Consider the following 15639-nt stretch of genomic DNA (forward strand, 5'->3'; position numbering starts at 1 on the left):
TGAACTGTGTCAATGGAATAATTCAATAAGATTATTTATATTCAATTATTCAAACGACATGGTCATGAAAGAAAAAGACCCATTCGACTTTGAACGCTTCAAGGCAGAAGCCATGCAAGGTCTTTACGAAGGTAAAAGTTTGTCTCCCAATGATGGCGTCTTAGCGCCGTTAATGAAGCATCTGTTGGAATCAATGATGGATGGAGAACTGGAAAACCACTTGAACGAAGAGAAAGCTTCGGGCAATAGCAACCGTCGAAATGGCAAAACCAAAAAAACAGTCCGAGGTCTCAATACCGGAACTTTTGAGCTGGAGACAGGCCGGGATAGATCGGGAACGTTCGAGCCTAAAGTAGTACCTAAGAGACAATTAATCATCACTGAACAGCTTGAGGGACACGTATTGAGCATGTATGCCAAAGGAATGAGCACACGGGCGATAAGCGAGTTTGTACGCGAAATGTATGCAATGGAGATCTCTGCCACAGAAATATCGCGTATTACAGAAAGTGTGCTTCCAGCGGTAAATGAGTGGCGTAGCAGGCCTCTTGAAGCTGTTTACCCCTTTGTATTCCTGGACTGTATGCACATCAAGGTTCGCCAGAATGGAACTGTTGAATCGAGGGCTATCTATAATATCCTGGGAGTTGGTATGGATGGTAGAAAAGATCTGATCGGTCTTTATAGCTCAGAAAATGAGGGAGCTAAGTTCTGGCTTTCAGTTCTTACAGATCTAAAGCAACGTGGCGTTGAAGACATCCTTATTGCTTGTATTGATGGTCTAAAAGGGTTTCCTGAGGCCATAGAAGCTATTTTTCCAAAAACAAAGATCCAGTTGTGTATTGTTCACCAGATCAGAACAAGTATGCGTTACGTAACCGAAAAAGATAAGAAGTTTGTAATGGAGGATCTAAAACCGGTCTATAAGGCTGTGAACGAAGAGATAGGTTATGAAAACCTACTGTCTTTTGAAGAAAAATGGGGCAAGAAATATCCACTTGCTGCCAAATCCTGGATGGATAATTGGACCAATCTTTCTGCTTTCTTTGAGTACGAGGATCAGGTTCGCAAGATTATATACACCACAAATCCGATCGAGGGAATGCACCGTCAGATACGAAAAATCATTAAGTCTAAAGGAGCCTTCAACTCCGAACAGGCACTAATGAAATTGATGTATCTGATCATAAAGGATATCGCAAAAAAATGGACGATGCCAATGCATAACTGGGGCTTGACCATATCCCAACTTTATATTAGATTTGGGGATAGACTCAAACTCGAAAGAGGTTTTTAAGTTTTAATCCTATGACACAGTTGGTGTTACACTCCCGTGGCTCAAGGAACTAATGGTAGTTTTTAATATATTGCTCTATTTGTGGGATTTACATATATCGTTTCACTTATTTAGCAGACAGTCAACCCAGTAAATTTGATCCCTTACTCGCTTCTGGCTTGAGTCTTACATATTCATCGACTTCCTCCCATAGTGGAGTTTTATTTGATAAAGCATTAATTACCTGAATTGGGGTACTGCCCGTTAGAGGATCTAAGCCAATTATAATAAAATTGCCATTGCGATAGTAGGTTTGGTAGGTCAGGATCCTTGATATCAACTGTGGATTTGTACGCGATCACCCGGTATCGGTCGGTTGTAGCGAGTTTGTCTTTTACGGTAGTATCGCTTAAGCTTTAAATACTGTTTATTATTCTTTTTAAGAATCTTATGAACAGTTGCCGTAGAGATTGAGACCCCATATAAACGTTTCATCTCACTAGCAATACTCCGATGCCCTAAATTGCGGTTTGTCCTTAAATCTAGAATTCGATCCTCATCTTCTTGAGTTATTTTACTATGGATTTTATGCGGCTTTCTACTACATAAAGTTATTGAAAGGATTTATATGAATCCCACATATGAAGTAAATTTTAGGTCCGAGACGTTGTGAAGTATTTGTGAAGCATTTTATTCTTTGGCTTATTTTATTATCTAAGGTGTAGGATTCAGAGATATCGTTTCACTTTCTTTAGCTGTAAGTTGTAAGTGATGTCTTTAATTTTGTACACATAAGTGCTTGAAAATGGAAGGCTCTTCACTTTCATTTTATTTTAACCACAACTTTTCCTTTCGCTCTTCCATTTTCGACATATTCCAAAGCTTTGTTGGTTTCTTCAAAAGGAAATACTTTGTCTATGATAGGCATAATAATTCCAGAATCTATCAATTTTGTAATTTCTTTGAGCTGATTTCCATCTGCCTTCATAAAAAGGAACGTGTAATCAACGCTCAATTTTTTCGCCTTTTTCTTAATCCCGAAACTCAGAAATCTTGTTACCATCTTTACCATCCAATTCGCATGGATAGCTTCAGCAAACTCAGGTGTTGGCGGACCGGAAATTGAAATGATCTTGCCTCCTGCTTTTAAAATATTTAATGATTTTTCAAGTGTTTTATTATCCTGGCTATTTAAAACGAGGTCATAATCTTTCAGTATTGCTTCAAAATCCTGTGTTTTATAATCAATTAAAATATCAGCTCCTATTTCTTTCAGGAAATCAAAACTTTTGGCACTTGCAGTTGTCGCAACAGTTGCGCCAAGATGTTTCGCTAGCTGGATCGCAATGGTACCTACTCCTCCCGAACCCGCCTGAATAAATACTTTTTGTCCTTTTTTTAACTGACCAATTTCCACCAGAGCCTGCCACGCTGTGAGTGCGACCAAAGGAACCGATGCAGCTTCTTCCATCGAAAGATTCTTTGGTTTAAAGGCTAAATCTTCTTCCCTCACCGTTATATATTCTGCAAACGTACCTATATGAAAGTCGGTCGGCCTGGCATAAACTTCATCTCCAACATTGTATTTTTTCACATTCTTTCCCACTTCCTTTACAATTCCAGCAAGATCGTGACCTAAAATAAGCGGCATTTTGTAGGGAAGAATAAGTTTGAATTCCCCTGTTTTTATTTTCGAATCTAACAGATTTAAGCCTGTTGCATAAATCTCCACCAAAACTTCATTGTTTTTAATTTTTGGTAAAGAAACATCTGTCAGCTGCAGACCTCCCTTTGTATATTTATTAATTAGAAATGCTTTCATGATTATTTCAATTTTATATACTCTTTTTTAGCATTGATTATATTATAGGCCATCTTAGGCGCAATCCTATTAAGAATGGAAATAACCTTTGTATCCCCCACTTTTATCGTTTCAACGTCTTTCTTCATACCTAAAATCAGCCCCTTGACCAGTTGTTGCGTACTTATCTTTTTATCTTGACGATCGGCGACCATATCGGTATCGACCAAAGGTGGAAGCAATTCAAAAACTTTCACCGAACTATTAATTGCCTGCAAATGTGACCGCAATGATTTTGTATAAAATGCCAAAGCTGTTTTCGAAGCAGAATACGTTGCTTCTAAAACTGACGGAACAATGCTCAGAATCGAAGTCGTATTGACAATCGCTGCTTCTGGGCGGGATTTGAGCATTTCCATAAACAGATTATTCAGGCGGATTATGCCGAAATAATTAACTTCCATTTCATAAACAGCACCTTCCAGATGCCTAGTATCGGCAATACCAAGGTTTAACGGAGCAACCCCAACACCTGCATTATTGTAAAGGATGTCAATACCCCCAAGTTCGCTTACCTTTTCATAAAGAGCAATTGCATCTTTCTCCTGCGAGGCATCGGACTGAATGATCGTTATTTCAGGATATTGCTTTTTTACGGCTTCCAGTTTTGACTGGTTTCTTCCTGTAATAATTACCCTGTTTCCCAGTGCTAAAAACTGTTTTGCAGCTTCCAGTCCTATTCCTGAACCTCCTCCAGTTATCAGGATTGTCTTATTTTTTAAATTCATAATGAGAAAATTTAATAAGAACTGAACCAATCTTTTAACTTCTCAAAAGAATGATTCAACTTGTATTTATGCCTGAGCTAATTTTGCCATAGCTTCCCCAATTGCATTTGCGTAAACCTTTGTATCACCAACAGGAATATCAAACAAATTGTTTTCCAGTCCAATAAACAGTTCTTCTGCCACTTCACTGGGTGCAATTCCTGCCGCCCCACCTATTTCAGCAGAAAAATCGGTGTTTACCAAGGGAGGATAGACCTCATAGACCTGAAGTTTTTGCTGCTCTTCATAAGTTTTTCTCAGAGCTGTAGTATAGCTATGTAGTGCCGCTTTAGTTGCACCATAGGTTGGAAGAAATTTATGACTTCCATATACAGCAATAGACGAAACATTGACCACCGCTGATTCTTCTTTTTCCAACAAATGTGGAATCATTAATTCTGTAAAGTGAATGATCGCAAAATAGTTCGTATTCATCTCGATCATTGCTTTTTCGTGTGCGTTGGTCGTTTCACTGAGTAAATATCCAAAAGCTGCTCCCGCATTATTAATGATGATATTTACATCATGATGATTTGTCTTCAAATCTTCTGCAATTCGTATCCTATCTGTTCCTACTGAGAGATCGCCCTGAATCGCAACGGCATCTTTCAACTCGGTCAACGCTCTTTGAAGACGGTCCTCACTACGTCCGTTTATAATAATTTTATTTCCTGCTTCATTTAATTTTTTGCAATTGCCAATCCTATTCCTGCGCTTCCGCCACTAATGAATATAGTATTTCCTGTTGTTTTCATTTTGACAAATTTTGTTTGATATTATTATATATATAACTGTGTTCTTATTTATTTAAAAATGGATAATCTGTATATCCTTTTTCTCCGGGGGTATAAAAAGTTTCCTGATCTGGGATATTGAGTGCCGAATCTGTTTTAAAACGTTCAACCAAATCCGGGTTAGCAATAAATGGAACGCCAAAAGACACTAGATCCGCATCTCCATCCTCCAAGACCTGTGTGGCCGTTTCTTTATTGAAAGCACGGTTAATGATAATAGTTCCTTTATAAATTTCACGAAAATGCTTTGCCACGTGCTGAATCGCATTTTTATTACCCGTTACATCGGTGAAAGGCTCTATTAAATGAATGTAGGCCAGATCATAATCATTCAACCGCTTAATAATGTAGTCATAAGTTGCAATGGTCTCATCATCTACAGCAATTCCCATTATTCCATTCAACGATGGATTGAGACGCACGCCAACATTTTTGATGTCAGCCACTTCTCTGATCGCATCTAATATTTCAAAAAGAATTCTTGCGCGATTTTCAGGAGAACCTCCGTATTCATTTGTTCTGTTATTGGCATTTTTGCTGAAAAATTGCTGCAAAAGATAGCCGTTTGCACCATGAAGCTCTATCCCGTCAAAACCAGCGCGGAAAGCATTGATAGCTCCTTGTTTAAAATCGTTAACTGTCCTTTTGATATCTTCAATTGTCATCGGCTGAGGAGAAACGGTAGGTTTAAAGCCTTCTAAAGTAAATGCTTTCTGCCCAGGATTATAATCGGATGGAGCAAGAGGTAATCTGCCCTCATGCAAATCTGGATGTGAATAAGCACCTGTATGCCAGAGCTGAGCAAAGATCTTTCCTCCTTTGTCGTGAACAGAACCAGTGACCAATTTCCAGCCTTCAATCTGGTTATCGGTATAGATTCCGGGAACATTGATAAATCCGATACCCTCCTCACTGATAAAAGTGCCTTCGGTAATGATCAGTCCGGCTGTTGCACGCTGCGCGTAATATATCGCAGTCAGTTCGGTTGCAACATTACCCTCGTTGGCAGATCGGGCTCTGGTCATTGGAGCCATTACCATTCTGTTATTTAACCGTTTACCATTAAGCTCGTAGCTTTCAAACAACTTGTTGCTCATATTTCAATTCTTTGGTTTAATATTTAAAATATACTTTTTAGTCTATTTTGTCTCAAAAAAGAATTACAGCAGATACTGCTCTAATTCTTTTTTAAGGTCCTTAATAAGTTCTAGCATCAATTTTCTCGATCCTATCGTCCTGCTCATAACAATTCCACCTTCAATCGCTGAAAACATTTTAAAGGCAAAAACTTCTGCATTTAGGTTGTCTGAAAATTCACCGTTAATTTTTCCTTCTTTCAGTACATTTGAAAGAGCGATCTGACCAGCATTAAGTACTGCTGCAACCTTCTTTTTTATCGAAGGAAAATTATCATCAGCTTCAACAGCGGTGTTAAAGATGGGACAGCCTCCTGCTATATACGTATCAATCGGATTCTTATAAAAATCAAGATATAAAAAGATTTTCTCTTTCGCTGTTTTACCTTTTGATACAACGGATGCCACTCTTTCGGTCATTTTTTTTAGGGAATAGTCTACAACCTGTTCCGAAAGATCCTCTTTTCCATTGAAATGCCCATAAAGACAGCCCTTGGTTAACTTGGTCGCTTCCAAAACATCGTCAATGCTCACACCCGATATCCCTTTCTCATTGTAAAGCGGGCTGGCGGTTTCAAGAATAAATTGTTTTGTTTTTTCTGCTTTTGTCAACATCTGTTTTATTATTTACGCTACAAATATACTAAAAAGTATATTTAGAAAACAAATAAAATATACTAAAAAGTATATTTTGACATTTTAAACATAGCATGCCAATTCCGTAAAAGTATTGCGTTATGACCGACTCGTAAAGCTTTATCCATTCAAGACGCTTTTTTATCTCATTGTTCATGTTGTTGGTATATTAGAATGAGGTAAAATTACCGGTTCTACTATCATTTTAACTGAATTCCACAGCTCTAATATTATATACTTTTGTGTTAGAGTGTTTTGAATAGTAAATCATTATAGGTTCATTTTTTTAGTATACTGTTTTTTAAACTCCCCGGGAGCCTGTCCGGCAATGCGTTTAAATAGTTTGGTAAAATAGGAGAGGCTTTCAAATCCGACATTGTAGCATACTTCAGATATATTTTTATCTTGAAGAAGTAGTCTTTGAGCTTGGTTTATTCTATATTGATTTACAAAATCGGTAAAGGTCATATCCGTCTGCTTTTTAAAATAACGGCAGAAGGCTGATGTACTAAGATGAACTTTTTTTGCAATCTCATTTACATCGGGCTTTTTGTCGAAGTTTTCATGGATATACCCGTAAATGGTTCCCATTCTAACCTTGTCATTCAATATGAATCTGACACTGGTATCCTGAGAATTTAGAATATGGTATTCTTTTGAGTTTGCAAGGATATAAAGAATTTCCATCAATTCAATTAGAGAGAAAAATGGATTTTCCTTATTTATATTTTGAAGCCTCTTACTGACAACGTCCTTTGTTTTTCCAAAAAAGGACATTCCCATACTCGCTTTCTCCAATAGGTTCCTGATGTGTTCATATTCATCAAAAGGAACTACGATATTCTGTACAAATTTTTCATGAAATTGTACCACGATCTGATTGTATTCAGTCTCAATGCCATAATCAAAATTTAGGTGTGGAATATTTGAACCGATCAGCACGAGATCATTCTCCACAAATCCCGCTATATTTTTGCCTACATGTCTGATTCCGTTTAGAGCCTCTACAAAGACAAGCTCTATTTCTGGATGGTAATGCCAATAAAAATAATTCTTTAGCCGGGGTGAAAAAATTTTAAAAGATTTACCCTTCTCAAATAAGATTTCCTCCTTGATTATTTTCATGTGAAACTGTATTGAATGATTATTGATGTAAATATATGAATAAATGGTCAATACAGAGCAAATAAACGCCTTTAATGTTAAAATTAATGATACTTATAATTTGGAATTTTGGATAAATAATTATTATAAATATTAAAGAAATGGAAAAATTTCAAGTAAAAGGGGAGAATAAAGCCCACAAGGAAATTCCGGGCAACCCATCAGTGGCAACAACAAGCCAGATTAAATTAAGTACTCGCGAGAATGGAGAACCATTACGTGTATTGAGTGAAGAAGATTGGAAATTCTGGATTGAAAACGGATATATTGTTGTTAAAAATGCTGTTTCAAAGGAACAAGCCAAAAAGCTTGCAGACTTCTTGTGGGATTATGAAGGGAAGGATCCCCAAGATCCAAATACTTGGTACAAACAATCGGCTGAAATGAAAATGTCTGAATTGAACAATACTGGAATGGTGGAAGTTTATAACCATCAATACCTTTGGGATAACAGACAAACCGAAAAGGTTTATAATGCATTTGTTGATGTATGGGGTACTGAAAAGCTATGGGTAACAATAGACAGAGCCAACCTCAATTTCCCGATTAGGCCTGGTTATGAATACAAAGGTTTTATTCATTGGGATTATGACCCAGAGACAAAGCCACAGAATGTTCAAGGTGTGCTCGCATTAGCAGACCAGACTGACGAAAATATGGGTGGATTCCAGTGTATCCCTGAGCTTTTTAGAACTTATGATACCTGGAAGTTAAACCAGCCAGAAGACAGGGATCGATATAAACCAGATACTACTGGTTTTAACCCGACGAAAGTAAAGATGGAAGCTGGTGACCTATTAATTTTTAACAGCTCCCAACCACATGGCATTCGAGTTAACAATAGTGACAAAGTCCGTATCGCTCAATATATTTCCATGATGCCTGCTGAAGAAGATAATATTGAAATGAGAGATTGGAGAGTAAAAGCATGGCGGGAGAAAATTACGCCTGAAGGTTATGCATTTCCAGGTGATCCACTACAGAGAGAGAAAGTTCATCCAATCGCCACACTTTCGCCGCTTGGCAGAAAACTGTTGGGACTGGACTCCTGGGAGTAATCCTGTACAGTTTATTAGTACTGTTGGTTTTAACGAAGTAAATAATGTTTAGATTAAGAAATTCTAGAACTTTAGACTGTTTTGGTTGTAAAGGAGCATGTCAGAATACGCATATTCTTAAAAGTAAAAAGAAAGAGGCAATGAAAAATATTAAAGCAATCATTTTTGATTTGGATAACACTATTTATGCTGTAGAGAGCATTTCGGATGCTTTATTCAAGGATCTTTTTGATTTGATTAGATCGGACGGACGCTTTGAGGGAGATTTTGGAGATGTACAGGATACAATCAAGAGAAAGCCATTTCAATTTGTGTCCGAACAATTTCGGTTTGATCCCGAATTAACAAATGAATGTACTGAACTGCTATCTGACCTGGTACATGAGGGGCCTATCCAAACTTTTGAGGAATTTTCAAAGATTGGAGAAATTAACTGCAAAAAATTTTTGGTAACAACCGGATTTATGAATCTTCAGTGGAGTAAAATCAAAAAATTAAGATTAGAACAGTTTTTCGAAGAAATTTTTATTGTAGATCCTCAAACGTATACAGAAACAAAAAAAGATATATTTAACAGGATTGTCTGTAATTATCGTTTTAATAAGAATGAGGTACTTGTTTTGGGAGATGATCTAAACTCAGAAATCAAAGCCGGTGAGGAACTTGGACTTAAAACGGTCGTATTTGATTATGAATATAAATTTTCTGGAAATACGGATCAAAAGGTGGTAAATAATTACAGACAGTTTATGGGACTTTTTTAAAACTATTTGCAAACTATGAAATAAAGGTCTTGATTTAATCAAGACCTTTTTGTTAATCGTCAAAACTTTAAAGGCAAATAACTTTGTAGATTCTCTGGTTATCCCATCAAAATCTTCTGCTATAACAGTTCTCCCATACCGAATACAGTCAGTCCTTTGGCAAATTGCTCCGCGACAGCATGATTTGCAGCTTCAATAAATTGTCCTGTTATAGGATCGACCACAGTACGCAATGGTCGGGTACCTTTTTCCGTTTCAATAAGTTTTACAATTGCATCGGCAACATCCTGAGGATTTGGTTTTTTAGATTGCATTTCGGCACCCAATGCTGTGATCATTTTGTTTGAAATATTCGCGACAGCGCCATATCCTTCATTTACATCTTGATCGGATGCTGGGTTGTTTTTTTGCTGCATTTCGGTCGGGAAAGCACCCGGCTCTACAACAGCAACATCAATACCTAAACGCTTTACCTCATAATGCAAACCTTCGCTGATCCCTTCTAGTGCAAATTTTGAGGCAGCATAGATGGTAGCAAACGGAAACGATACCCGCCCAAATCCACTTGTAACGTTAATAATCAAACCATCTTCCTGTTTTCGCATGGTTGGCAATACCTCTTTTATCAGTCTCCAAGGTGCGTATACGTTGATATCAAAGGTGGTGTGCAAATCAGCTGTAGTAAAACTCTCGGCTACGCCGTTCATGGCATAGCCTGCATTATTAATAAGGACATTAATGGTGCCTTCATTTTCTAAAATTTTCTCAACTGCCTGTTTCACACTTTGATCGTCTGTGAGATTGACATCTAAGACGGTCACGTTTTCTATCGCTTCGAGTACTGCTGCTTTGTCAGCATTTCGGCCTTTGGTATCTCGCATCGTAGCGTATACCTTATAACCTAAAGCTGCCACACTGTGGACTGTTAGCCATCCAAATCCACTATTTGTTCCTGTTATTAATACAATCTTTTTGCTCATCTTTTTTTATTATTTAAATGAATATGCAAATATTGATAATGACAACATAAAAACATTTACCAAATGGTAAAAAGCATCATCAACGGATATTACGGCGTATACGGCTGAGGGATTGTTGGGTAACACCAAGATAGGAGGCTATGTAAGAAAGTGGTATGCGGTTTATGAGGTTTGGGAATGCCGTAATAAATGATAGATATCGCGTGGTGGCATCTTCCGAGACTAAGGGACTTCTCCGTTCCATCGCAAGAGTAAGACATTTTTTTACCATTTTAGCTTTCATCATTTCCCAACCTACTATGGTATTAGAAATTTCATCCCAGTTTTTTTTACTAAAGACAAGCACCCTACAGTCGGTTACAGCTTGAACATATTCTGAGGCTGCGAGCTGGGCTTCAAACCTGTCGTTATCGACAACAAAGTTACCTTCATCAACAAAATAATTGGTAATCTCCTCGCTTTTGTTGTTGTAGTAACAGAAACGGAATACGCCCTCCAATACGAATGCAACATAACGTGGTACCTGTCCCGCTTCTGATAGATAATCATGTTTCTTAAATTCAAGCGTTTCAACCTTGCTCTGCAATAAATCGATCTGTTGTTTATTGAGGTCGCCAAATTGTAGAATAAAATTTATTAGCTCTTCCATTTAATAAATATACTATTCGTTATGAATGCTTCAATTACCAAATTGTAAAAAATAAAGCAGATTGATTGGATGCATTTTGGGTGGTTTTGGACAGATATGATTAAAGGGTTTAAGGTCAAAATTATTTTGTATTTATCATTTAACCTATTTGTAAATATTAATTATTTTTCTTTTTCCTGTTTGCTTTCCACCTAGCAAAGATAAGCAGAAAGGTATTCTTGGTATGAGGAAATGCGATCGAATTTTAGTGATTCTTGTTGATTAGCTTAATAGTATTAGTATCATTTTCTCTTATTCTATTAACTAATTGAGGAGCAATAGTCAATAAGTACCCTTGTATTACTTTGAAGGTATCCAACTTTCTGCATTTTGGTTATGATAATCCTCATTTAAGCAACGTAAGCATGTCCATTTAGAACCACCTTTGTAGTAACATTAATACGATTAAAAAAATGGAAAATAAACAGAAAGAAAAAGTGTGGTTCATTACAGGATCTTCAAGAGGATTTGGAAAAATATGGACAGAAGCTGCTTTGGAACGTGGAGACAAAGTCGCTGCTACGGCGCGTAATATCAATACTATTGCCGCATTAAAAGAAAAGTATGGGGATCAGGTTTTGGTTCTTGAAGTGGATGTAACCAATGCTCCGCAAGTGCAAAATGCCATTAGCCAGGCCAACGAATATTTTGGAAGATTGGATATTGTGTTCAACAATGCCGGATATTCTTTGGTGGGAACCATCGAAGAGGGCAGTACTGATGAAGTAAAAACGATGTACGAAACCAATATTATAGGACCTATCCATGTGATTCAGGCAGCATTACCAATACTGCGGGCCCAAGGTTATGGCCATATTTTGGGGACGTCGAGCGCTGTTGGTATTTATAGTAATCCTCTTATTGGGTATTATTGTTCCTCAAAATTTGCATTTGAAGCGATTTACGATAGTTTATCTAAAGAAGTTGCCGCATTTGGCATCAAAGTATCGCTGATTGAACCAGGAGCTTATAATACTGAATTTGGAAGTGCTGAATCGCTTAAAATAGCCAATAAAAGACTGTCGGAGTATGATGCTTTAAAAAGCAGGTTGACGGAAAATTTAAAAAAGCTGGAACGAGGAAATCCTGCAGCCACTCCCGAAGCAATATTTGCCGTTGTAGATGCTGAAAACCCGCCATTGAGATTGCTATTGGGTAAACATGATTTGCCACATATTCAACAAATCTATGCTGAACGCCTTCAGGAATGGGAAACTTGGAAAATTATTTCAGAAACAGCCCAAGGTTAATTCATCTTAGATATTTTGACAAGCTATTATTCGCTTTTCTTTGTGTGGGAAAAAGCGAATATTGCTTAACTTGTAATCTAGAAATTTTATAACATGGCTTCAAAAAAAACGGATCATTCCGTAAAAAGATTTCATACGCTGGCTGAGGTAATGGAGGCATCTGGTTTTCCGCCCCCAAAGCACCCTTTGATCGTTTTGCTGAACGGTGTAGACAAACCGCTTAAAGGCCGTGCACCCAACAAATCGCACGTATTAAATTATTATAAAATAGCTTTTAAGCCGGATGCTGGAGGAGAGTTAATGTATGGTCATACCAAATTTGATTTTAAAGAGGGCGGTTTGTTTTTTGTAGCTCCACAACAAATTCTCTCATCAATAGAAGAGAATGATAAAAAGGAAACTGCGGAACAAAAAATACTCAGTCCGCAGATCACATTGCTTATAGATCCTGATTTCTTACTGCAATACCCGTTGGCACAAAAAATCCATCAATACCACTTCTTCTCCTATGCTACCAATGAAGCACTGCACCTTTCGGCCAAAGAAAAAGAAACCATTCTGTCGTTATTCAGGGATATAGAAGATGAACTTGAGGACCGCATAGATAACATGAGCCATAGTGTGATCATATCGCAGATTGAACTGTTATTAAACTATTCACAACGTTTTTATAACAGGCAGTTTATTACCAGAAAACAAAATTATCCTAGTCTTACCGATCGTATAGATCAATTATTGGAGGATTATTTTAATAGCGATAAGGTCTTAAGTGGTGGAGTTCCAACCGTTAATTATGTAGCTGACCAGTTGCATATGTCAGCAAGTTATCTAAGTGATCTGTTGAGAAATCTTACAGGACGAAATACCCAGCAAGTTATCCATGATAAAATGATTTACCGGGCAAAGAATAAGTTATCTGGCACAGTTCTCAGTATTTCTGAAATTGCATTTGAATTAGGTTTCGAACAGCCCCAATCCTTTAGCAGGCTATTTAAATTAAAAACAAATCAAAGTCCACAGGAGTATCGAGCTCAATTCAATTGATTTTACAGTTGCTTGCACTCTTAGCACTATTGATACAGCTACGAATTTGTGTCTGAATTGTTTAGGAACCATTTTAGCAAATCAGTTATATATTTGGGCCTTTAACTTGCTATCAAATTTGGCTGCAACATTCAATATTTTGGCTACATAGCTAAAGTTATATATGCAGAACTTTGTTCTGTAAATTTAAGCAAAAAGACTATGTCAAATAAAACTAAAATTGCAGTAGTAACAGGAGGAAGCCGTGGAATCGGCAGAGATATAGTTATTAATCTTGCTAAAAACGGCAACAATATTATTTTTACCTATCATAGTAATACGGCCGAAGCTGATAAGGTTGTGTCTGAAGTATTATCGCTCGGACAAAAGGCAACTGCGTATCCATTGGACCTTGCCAATATAAAATCATTTGACAGTTTCGTAGATCGGGTGACTAAGCATTTATTGGAACATGAATGCTCACCGAACTTCGATTATCTGATTAATAATGCTGGGGTTGGTCTATATGGTTCTGTAGAAGATACTACCGAAGATGTATTTGATACCCTGATGAACATTAATTTTAAAGGAGTTTATTTCTTAACACAGATATTCTTGCCCCTGCTTATTGATGGAGGCAGAATTATCAATATATCATCTAGCTTAACTAGAATTTCTGCTCCTAATGTCTCTGCCTATGCAAGCATGAAATCTGCAGTTGAAACCTACACAAGATATCTGGCAAAGGAATTAGGCGCCAGACAAATTACAGCTAACAGTATTGCCCCCGGCGCTGTTGCAACTGATTTTGCAGGAGGTTCAACAAAGTCTGAAGAGAACACAAGAAATGCAATAGCATCCACGGCGGAAACAATCGCCATGGAACAAAAGCCTGCTGTGGGCGATGTATATTTTGGCCATTTCGGAGCGCGTCCGGGACCTGGCGACCGTTTGGGATTCGGTTGGTTCAAGGTCCTCAAAGTGGACGGCGATACTTATTATATTGCTAAATCCACGATCATGAGCAAAACCAGCAAGCCCAAAGAACAATTGGACAACAGTACTTTTGAGGCGGAAGGAACTCCAGTTAAGATAACAGAGCAGGCTGGATATCTAATCAATCTAAGATCTGCAGATCAGGGCCTGGAAATTTATTTTACAGATAAGAACTAATTTTAGAAATAATTTCACTCCTTTCTACATAGCTGAATCTGAACTCAGTAGTATTCAATTTTAGTTTAAGAGATAGGTCAATGGCAATATACTGAAAAAATGGGCAAGAAGTTATTTTAGCAACTGGCTGTGGGATTCATGCAACTCGGTTAACAAGTTCTATCTTTGTGGCTGGTAATGATGTCTATGTATCGGGAGTGAGTATTGACCCAAATTCAAATGAACCCATGGCTGTCTACTGGAAGAATGGACAAATGGTTATATTGGCAAAAGGGGAAACTTTTACTCAAGCATTGGCAATTGCAGTTGCTGGAAATGATGTATATGTCGCGGCTTTGTTTATTGGAGAGGGGACGAAGAGATCGTATTTCGAGGGATTGGTTTGATACCTAAGGAATATGGAGATTGGGGTCACGAAATCTTAATAACTTTTGTAAATTAGGAAAGTAGTAAAAAGCATTGTCTGTTGACAACAGACAACGCTTTTTTTGTTTGATTATTTACTTATCGGCGTCTAAAGGAACAAGATATGGGCGGAAAATTGATCCTAAAGTTCTCACTTTTGGTTGGACAGCTATTCTTATGGGAAAGCTGTACTCATAACTCCCATCGGGTGACGGTAGAAAATACTAAAAATGAGATTACAGCAGTGTCATTTTCTACGGTTGGCGGATTGACAGCAACACCTTCAAAAGATTATACGATTAAGATAACAAGAGATAGTGTTTATTGTCTGTTTTCTGCAATTGATACAGCCCAGAGTACCCTAAAATCATATGGCAATACGGAAGACAAATGGAACTTCCTATTGGATAAAATTGATTTGGAAAAATTTATTGCCGCTAAAGAGGAGGAGTCGCGTCAGCCATACGACGGAATAGATATAAAAATAAGCATTGCAACAAAAAAGGGGCAATATGTAAAACTGAATGCTTACGATAGCCCTAGCTGGAATCTCGTATATAGACAATTGGAGGAATCGTTCCCCCCAAAATCATATGGAAACAAAAAATTAGACAAGTGAATCAATTAAAGACTGTATCGCTTACAAGAGCTTTTCGTAACTTAG

At 37.5% G+C, this 15639-nt stretch carries 16 protein-coding genes; 8 read left to right on the forward strand and 8 right to left on the reverse strand.

Annotated features, from left to right (window positions below):
* The first annotated feature begins 64 nt into the window (after positions 1-64).
* Positions 65-1297 (forward strand): IS256 family transposase, encoded by a 1233-nt coding sequence (locus BV902_RS13845; RefSeq protein WP_075992446.1) that lies wholly within the window; start codon positions 65-67, stop codon positions 1295-1297.
* Positions 1298-2099: 802 nt separating this feature from the next.
* Here BV902_RS13845 and BV902_RS13850 read toward each other — a convergent pair.
* The 6 genes from BV902_RS13850 to BV902_RS13875 form a co-directional block, all read right to left on the reverse strand.
* Entirely contained in the window at positions 2100-3098 is a 999-nt protein-coding gene (locus BV902_RS13850; protein ID WP_075992447.1) for an NADP-dependent oxidoreductase, read from the reverse strand.
* A gap of 2 nt (positions 3099-3100) precedes the next feature.
* Entirely contained in the window at positions 3101-3865 is a 765-nt protein-coding gene (locus BV902_RS13855; RefSeq protein WP_075992448.1) for an SDR family oxidoreductase, read from the reverse strand.
* A gap of 66 nt (positions 3866-3931) precedes the next feature.
* A complete protein-coding gene (locus BV902_RS13860; RefSeq protein WP_335682280.1) occupies positions 3932-4606 on the reverse strand; it encodes an SDR family NAD(P)-dependent oxidoreductase in 675 nt (224 codons plus the stop codon).
* A 97-nt stretch (positions 4607-4703) separates the two neighbouring features.
* Positions 4704-5795, reverse strand: coding sequence for an alkene reductase (locus BV902_RS13865; protein WP_075992449.1), 1092 nt, complete (start codon positions 5793-5795; stop codon positions 4704-4706).
* A gap of 63 nt (positions 5796-5858) precedes the next feature.
* Complete coding sequence (locus BV902_RS13870) at positions 5859-6449, reverse strand: TetR/AcrR family transcriptional regulator (RefSeq protein ID WP_075992450.1); 591 nt, start codon at positions 6447-6449, stop codon at positions 5859-5861.
* 291 nt (positions 6450-6740) lie between these two features.
* Positions 6741-7595, reverse strand: a complete 855-nt coding sequence (locus tag BV902_RS13875; protein WP_075992451.1) for an AraC family transcriptional regulator — start codon at positions 7593-7595, stop codon at positions 6741-6743.
* Positions 7596-7735: 140 nt separating this feature from the next.
* Between BV902_RS13875 and BV902_RS13880 the strand changes: the two genes are divergently transcribed.
* Together BV902_RS13880 and BV902_RS13885 are read left to right on the forward strand one after the other, a co-directional pair.
* Positions 7736-8692: a phytanoyl-CoA dioxygenase family protein gene (locus BV902_RS13880; protein WP_075992452.1), complete on the forward strand. Its 957-nt coding sequence runs from the start codon at positions 7736-7738 to the stop codon at positions 8690-8692.
* A 140-nt stretch (positions 8693-8832) separates the two neighbouring features.
* The gene (locus BV902_RS13885; RefSeq protein WP_075994774.1) at positions 8833-9456 is read left to right on the forward strand and encodes an HAD family hydrolase; all 624 of its coding nucleotides are present in this window, start codon (positions 8833-8835) and stop codon (positions 9454-9456) included.
* A 119-nt stretch (positions 9457-9575) separates the two neighbouring features.
* Here the strand turns inward: BV902_RS13885 and BV902_RS13890 are convergent, their stop codons facing one another.
* Both BV902_RS13890 and BV902_RS13895 read right to left on the reverse strand, forming a co-directional pair.
* Positions 9576-10436, reverse strand: coding sequence for an SDR family oxidoreductase (locus BV902_RS13890; protein WP_075992453.1), 861 nt, complete (start codon positions 10434-10436; stop codon positions 9576-9578).
* A gap of 79 nt (positions 10437-10515) precedes the next feature.
* The gene (locus tag BV902_RS13895) at positions 10516-11085 is read right to left on the reverse strand and encodes a Crp/Fnr family transcriptional regulator (RefSeq protein WP_075992454.1); all 570 of its coding nucleotides are present in this window, start codon (positions 11083-11085) and stop codon (positions 10516-10518) included.
* Between the two features lie 452 nt (positions 11086-11537).
* Here BV902_RS13895 and BV902_RS13900 point away from each other — a divergent pair, with 452 nt between their 5' ends.
* From BV902_RS13900 to BV902_RS13920, 5 genes are all read left to right on the forward strand, one after another.
* Positions 11538-12374, forward strand: coding sequence for an SDR family NAD(P)-dependent oxidoreductase (locus tag BV902_RS13900; protein ID WP_075992455.1), 837 nt, complete (start codon positions 11538-11540; stop codon positions 12372-12374).
* Positions 12375-12467: 93 nt separating this feature from the next.
* The gene (locus tag BV902_RS13905; protein WP_075992456.1) at positions 12468-13418 is read left to right on the forward strand and encodes a helix-turn-helix domain-containing protein; all 951 of its coding nucleotides are present in this window, start codon (positions 12468-12470) and stop codon (positions 13416-13418) included.
* 201 nt (positions 13419-13619) lie between these two features.
* On the forward strand, positions 13620-14570 hold the full coding sequence (locus BV902_RS13910) for an SDR family NAD(P)-dependent oxidoreductase (RefSeq protein ID WP_075992457.1): 951 nt from the start codon (positions 13620-13622) through the stop codon (positions 14568-14570).
* Positions 14571-14737: 167 nt separating this feature from the next.
* Positions 14738-14956 (forward strand): hypothetical protein, encoded by a 219-nt coding sequence (locus BV902_RS13915; RefSeq protein ID WP_075992458.1) that lies wholly within the window; start codon positions 14738-14740, stop codon positions 14954-14956.
* Positions 14957-15099: 143 nt separating this feature from the next.
* Positions 15100-15594, forward strand: coding sequence for a hypothetical protein (locus BV902_RS13920; RefSeq protein WP_075992459.1), 495 nt, complete (start codon positions 15100-15102; stop codon positions 15592-15594).
* Positions 15595-15639: the final 45 nt, after the last annotated feature.

Source organism: Sphingobacterium sp. B29, assembly GCF_001952815.1.
In the GTDB taxonomy this organism is placed as follows: Bacteria; Bacteroidota; Bacteroidia; order Sphingobacteriales; family Sphingobacteriaceae; genus Sphingobacterium; species Sphingobacterium siyangense.

Coding starts and splice junctions, on each gene's coding strand:
- BV902_RS13845 (WP_075992446.1), top strand. CDS start 65: ATGAAAGAAAAAGACCCATTCGACTTTGAACGCTTCAAGGCAGAAGCC.
- BV902_RS13850 (WP_075992447.1), bottom strand. CDS start 3,098: ATGAAAGCATTTCTAATTAATAAATATACAAAGGGAGGTCTGCAGCTG.
- BV902_RS13855 (WP_075992448.1), bottom strand. CDS start 3,865: ATGAATTTAAAAAATAAGACAATCCTGATAACTGGAGGAGGTTCAGGA.
- BV902_RS13865 (WP_075992449.1), bottom strand. CDS start 5,795: ATGAGCAACAAGTTGTTTGAAAGCTACGAGCTTAATGGTAAACGGTTA.
- BV902_RS13870 (WP_075992450.1), bottom strand. CDS start 6,449: ATGTTGACAAAAGCAGAAAAAACAAAACAATTTATTCTTGAAACCGCC.
- BV902_RS13875 (WP_075992451.1), bottom strand. CDS start 7,595: ATGAAAATAATCAAGGAGGAAATCTTATTTGAGAAGGGTAAATCTTTT.
- BV902_RS13880 (WP_075992452.1), top strand. CDS start 7,736: ATGGAAAAATTTCAAGTAAAAGGGGAGAATAAAGCCCACAAGGAAATT.
- BV902_RS13885 (WP_075994774.1), top strand. CDS start 8,833: ATGAAAAATATTAAAGCAATCATTTTTGATTTGGATAACACTATTTAT.
- BV902_RS13890 (WP_075992453.1), bottom strand. CDS start 10,436: ATGAGCAAAAAGATTGTATTAATAACAGGAACAAATAGTGGATTTGGA.
- BV902_RS13895 (WP_075992454.1), bottom strand. CDS start 11,085: ATGGAAGAGCTAATAAATTTTATTCTACAATTTGGCGACCTCAATAAA.
- BV902_RS13900 (WP_075992455.1), top strand. CDS start 11,538: ATGGAAAATAAACAGAAAGAAAAAGTGTGGTTCATTACAGGATCTTCA.
- BV902_RS13905 (WP_075992456.1), top strand. CDS start 12,468: ATGGCTTCAAAAAAAACGGATCATTCCGTAAAAAGATTTCATACGCTG.
- BV902_RS13910 (WP_075992457.1), top strand. CDS start 13,620: ATGTCAAATAAAACTAAAATTGCAGTAGTAACAGGAGGAAGCCGTGGA.
- BV902_RS13920 (WP_075992459.1), top strand. CDS start 15,100: ATGGGCGGAAAATTGATCCTAAAGTTCTCACTTTTGGTTGGACAGCTA.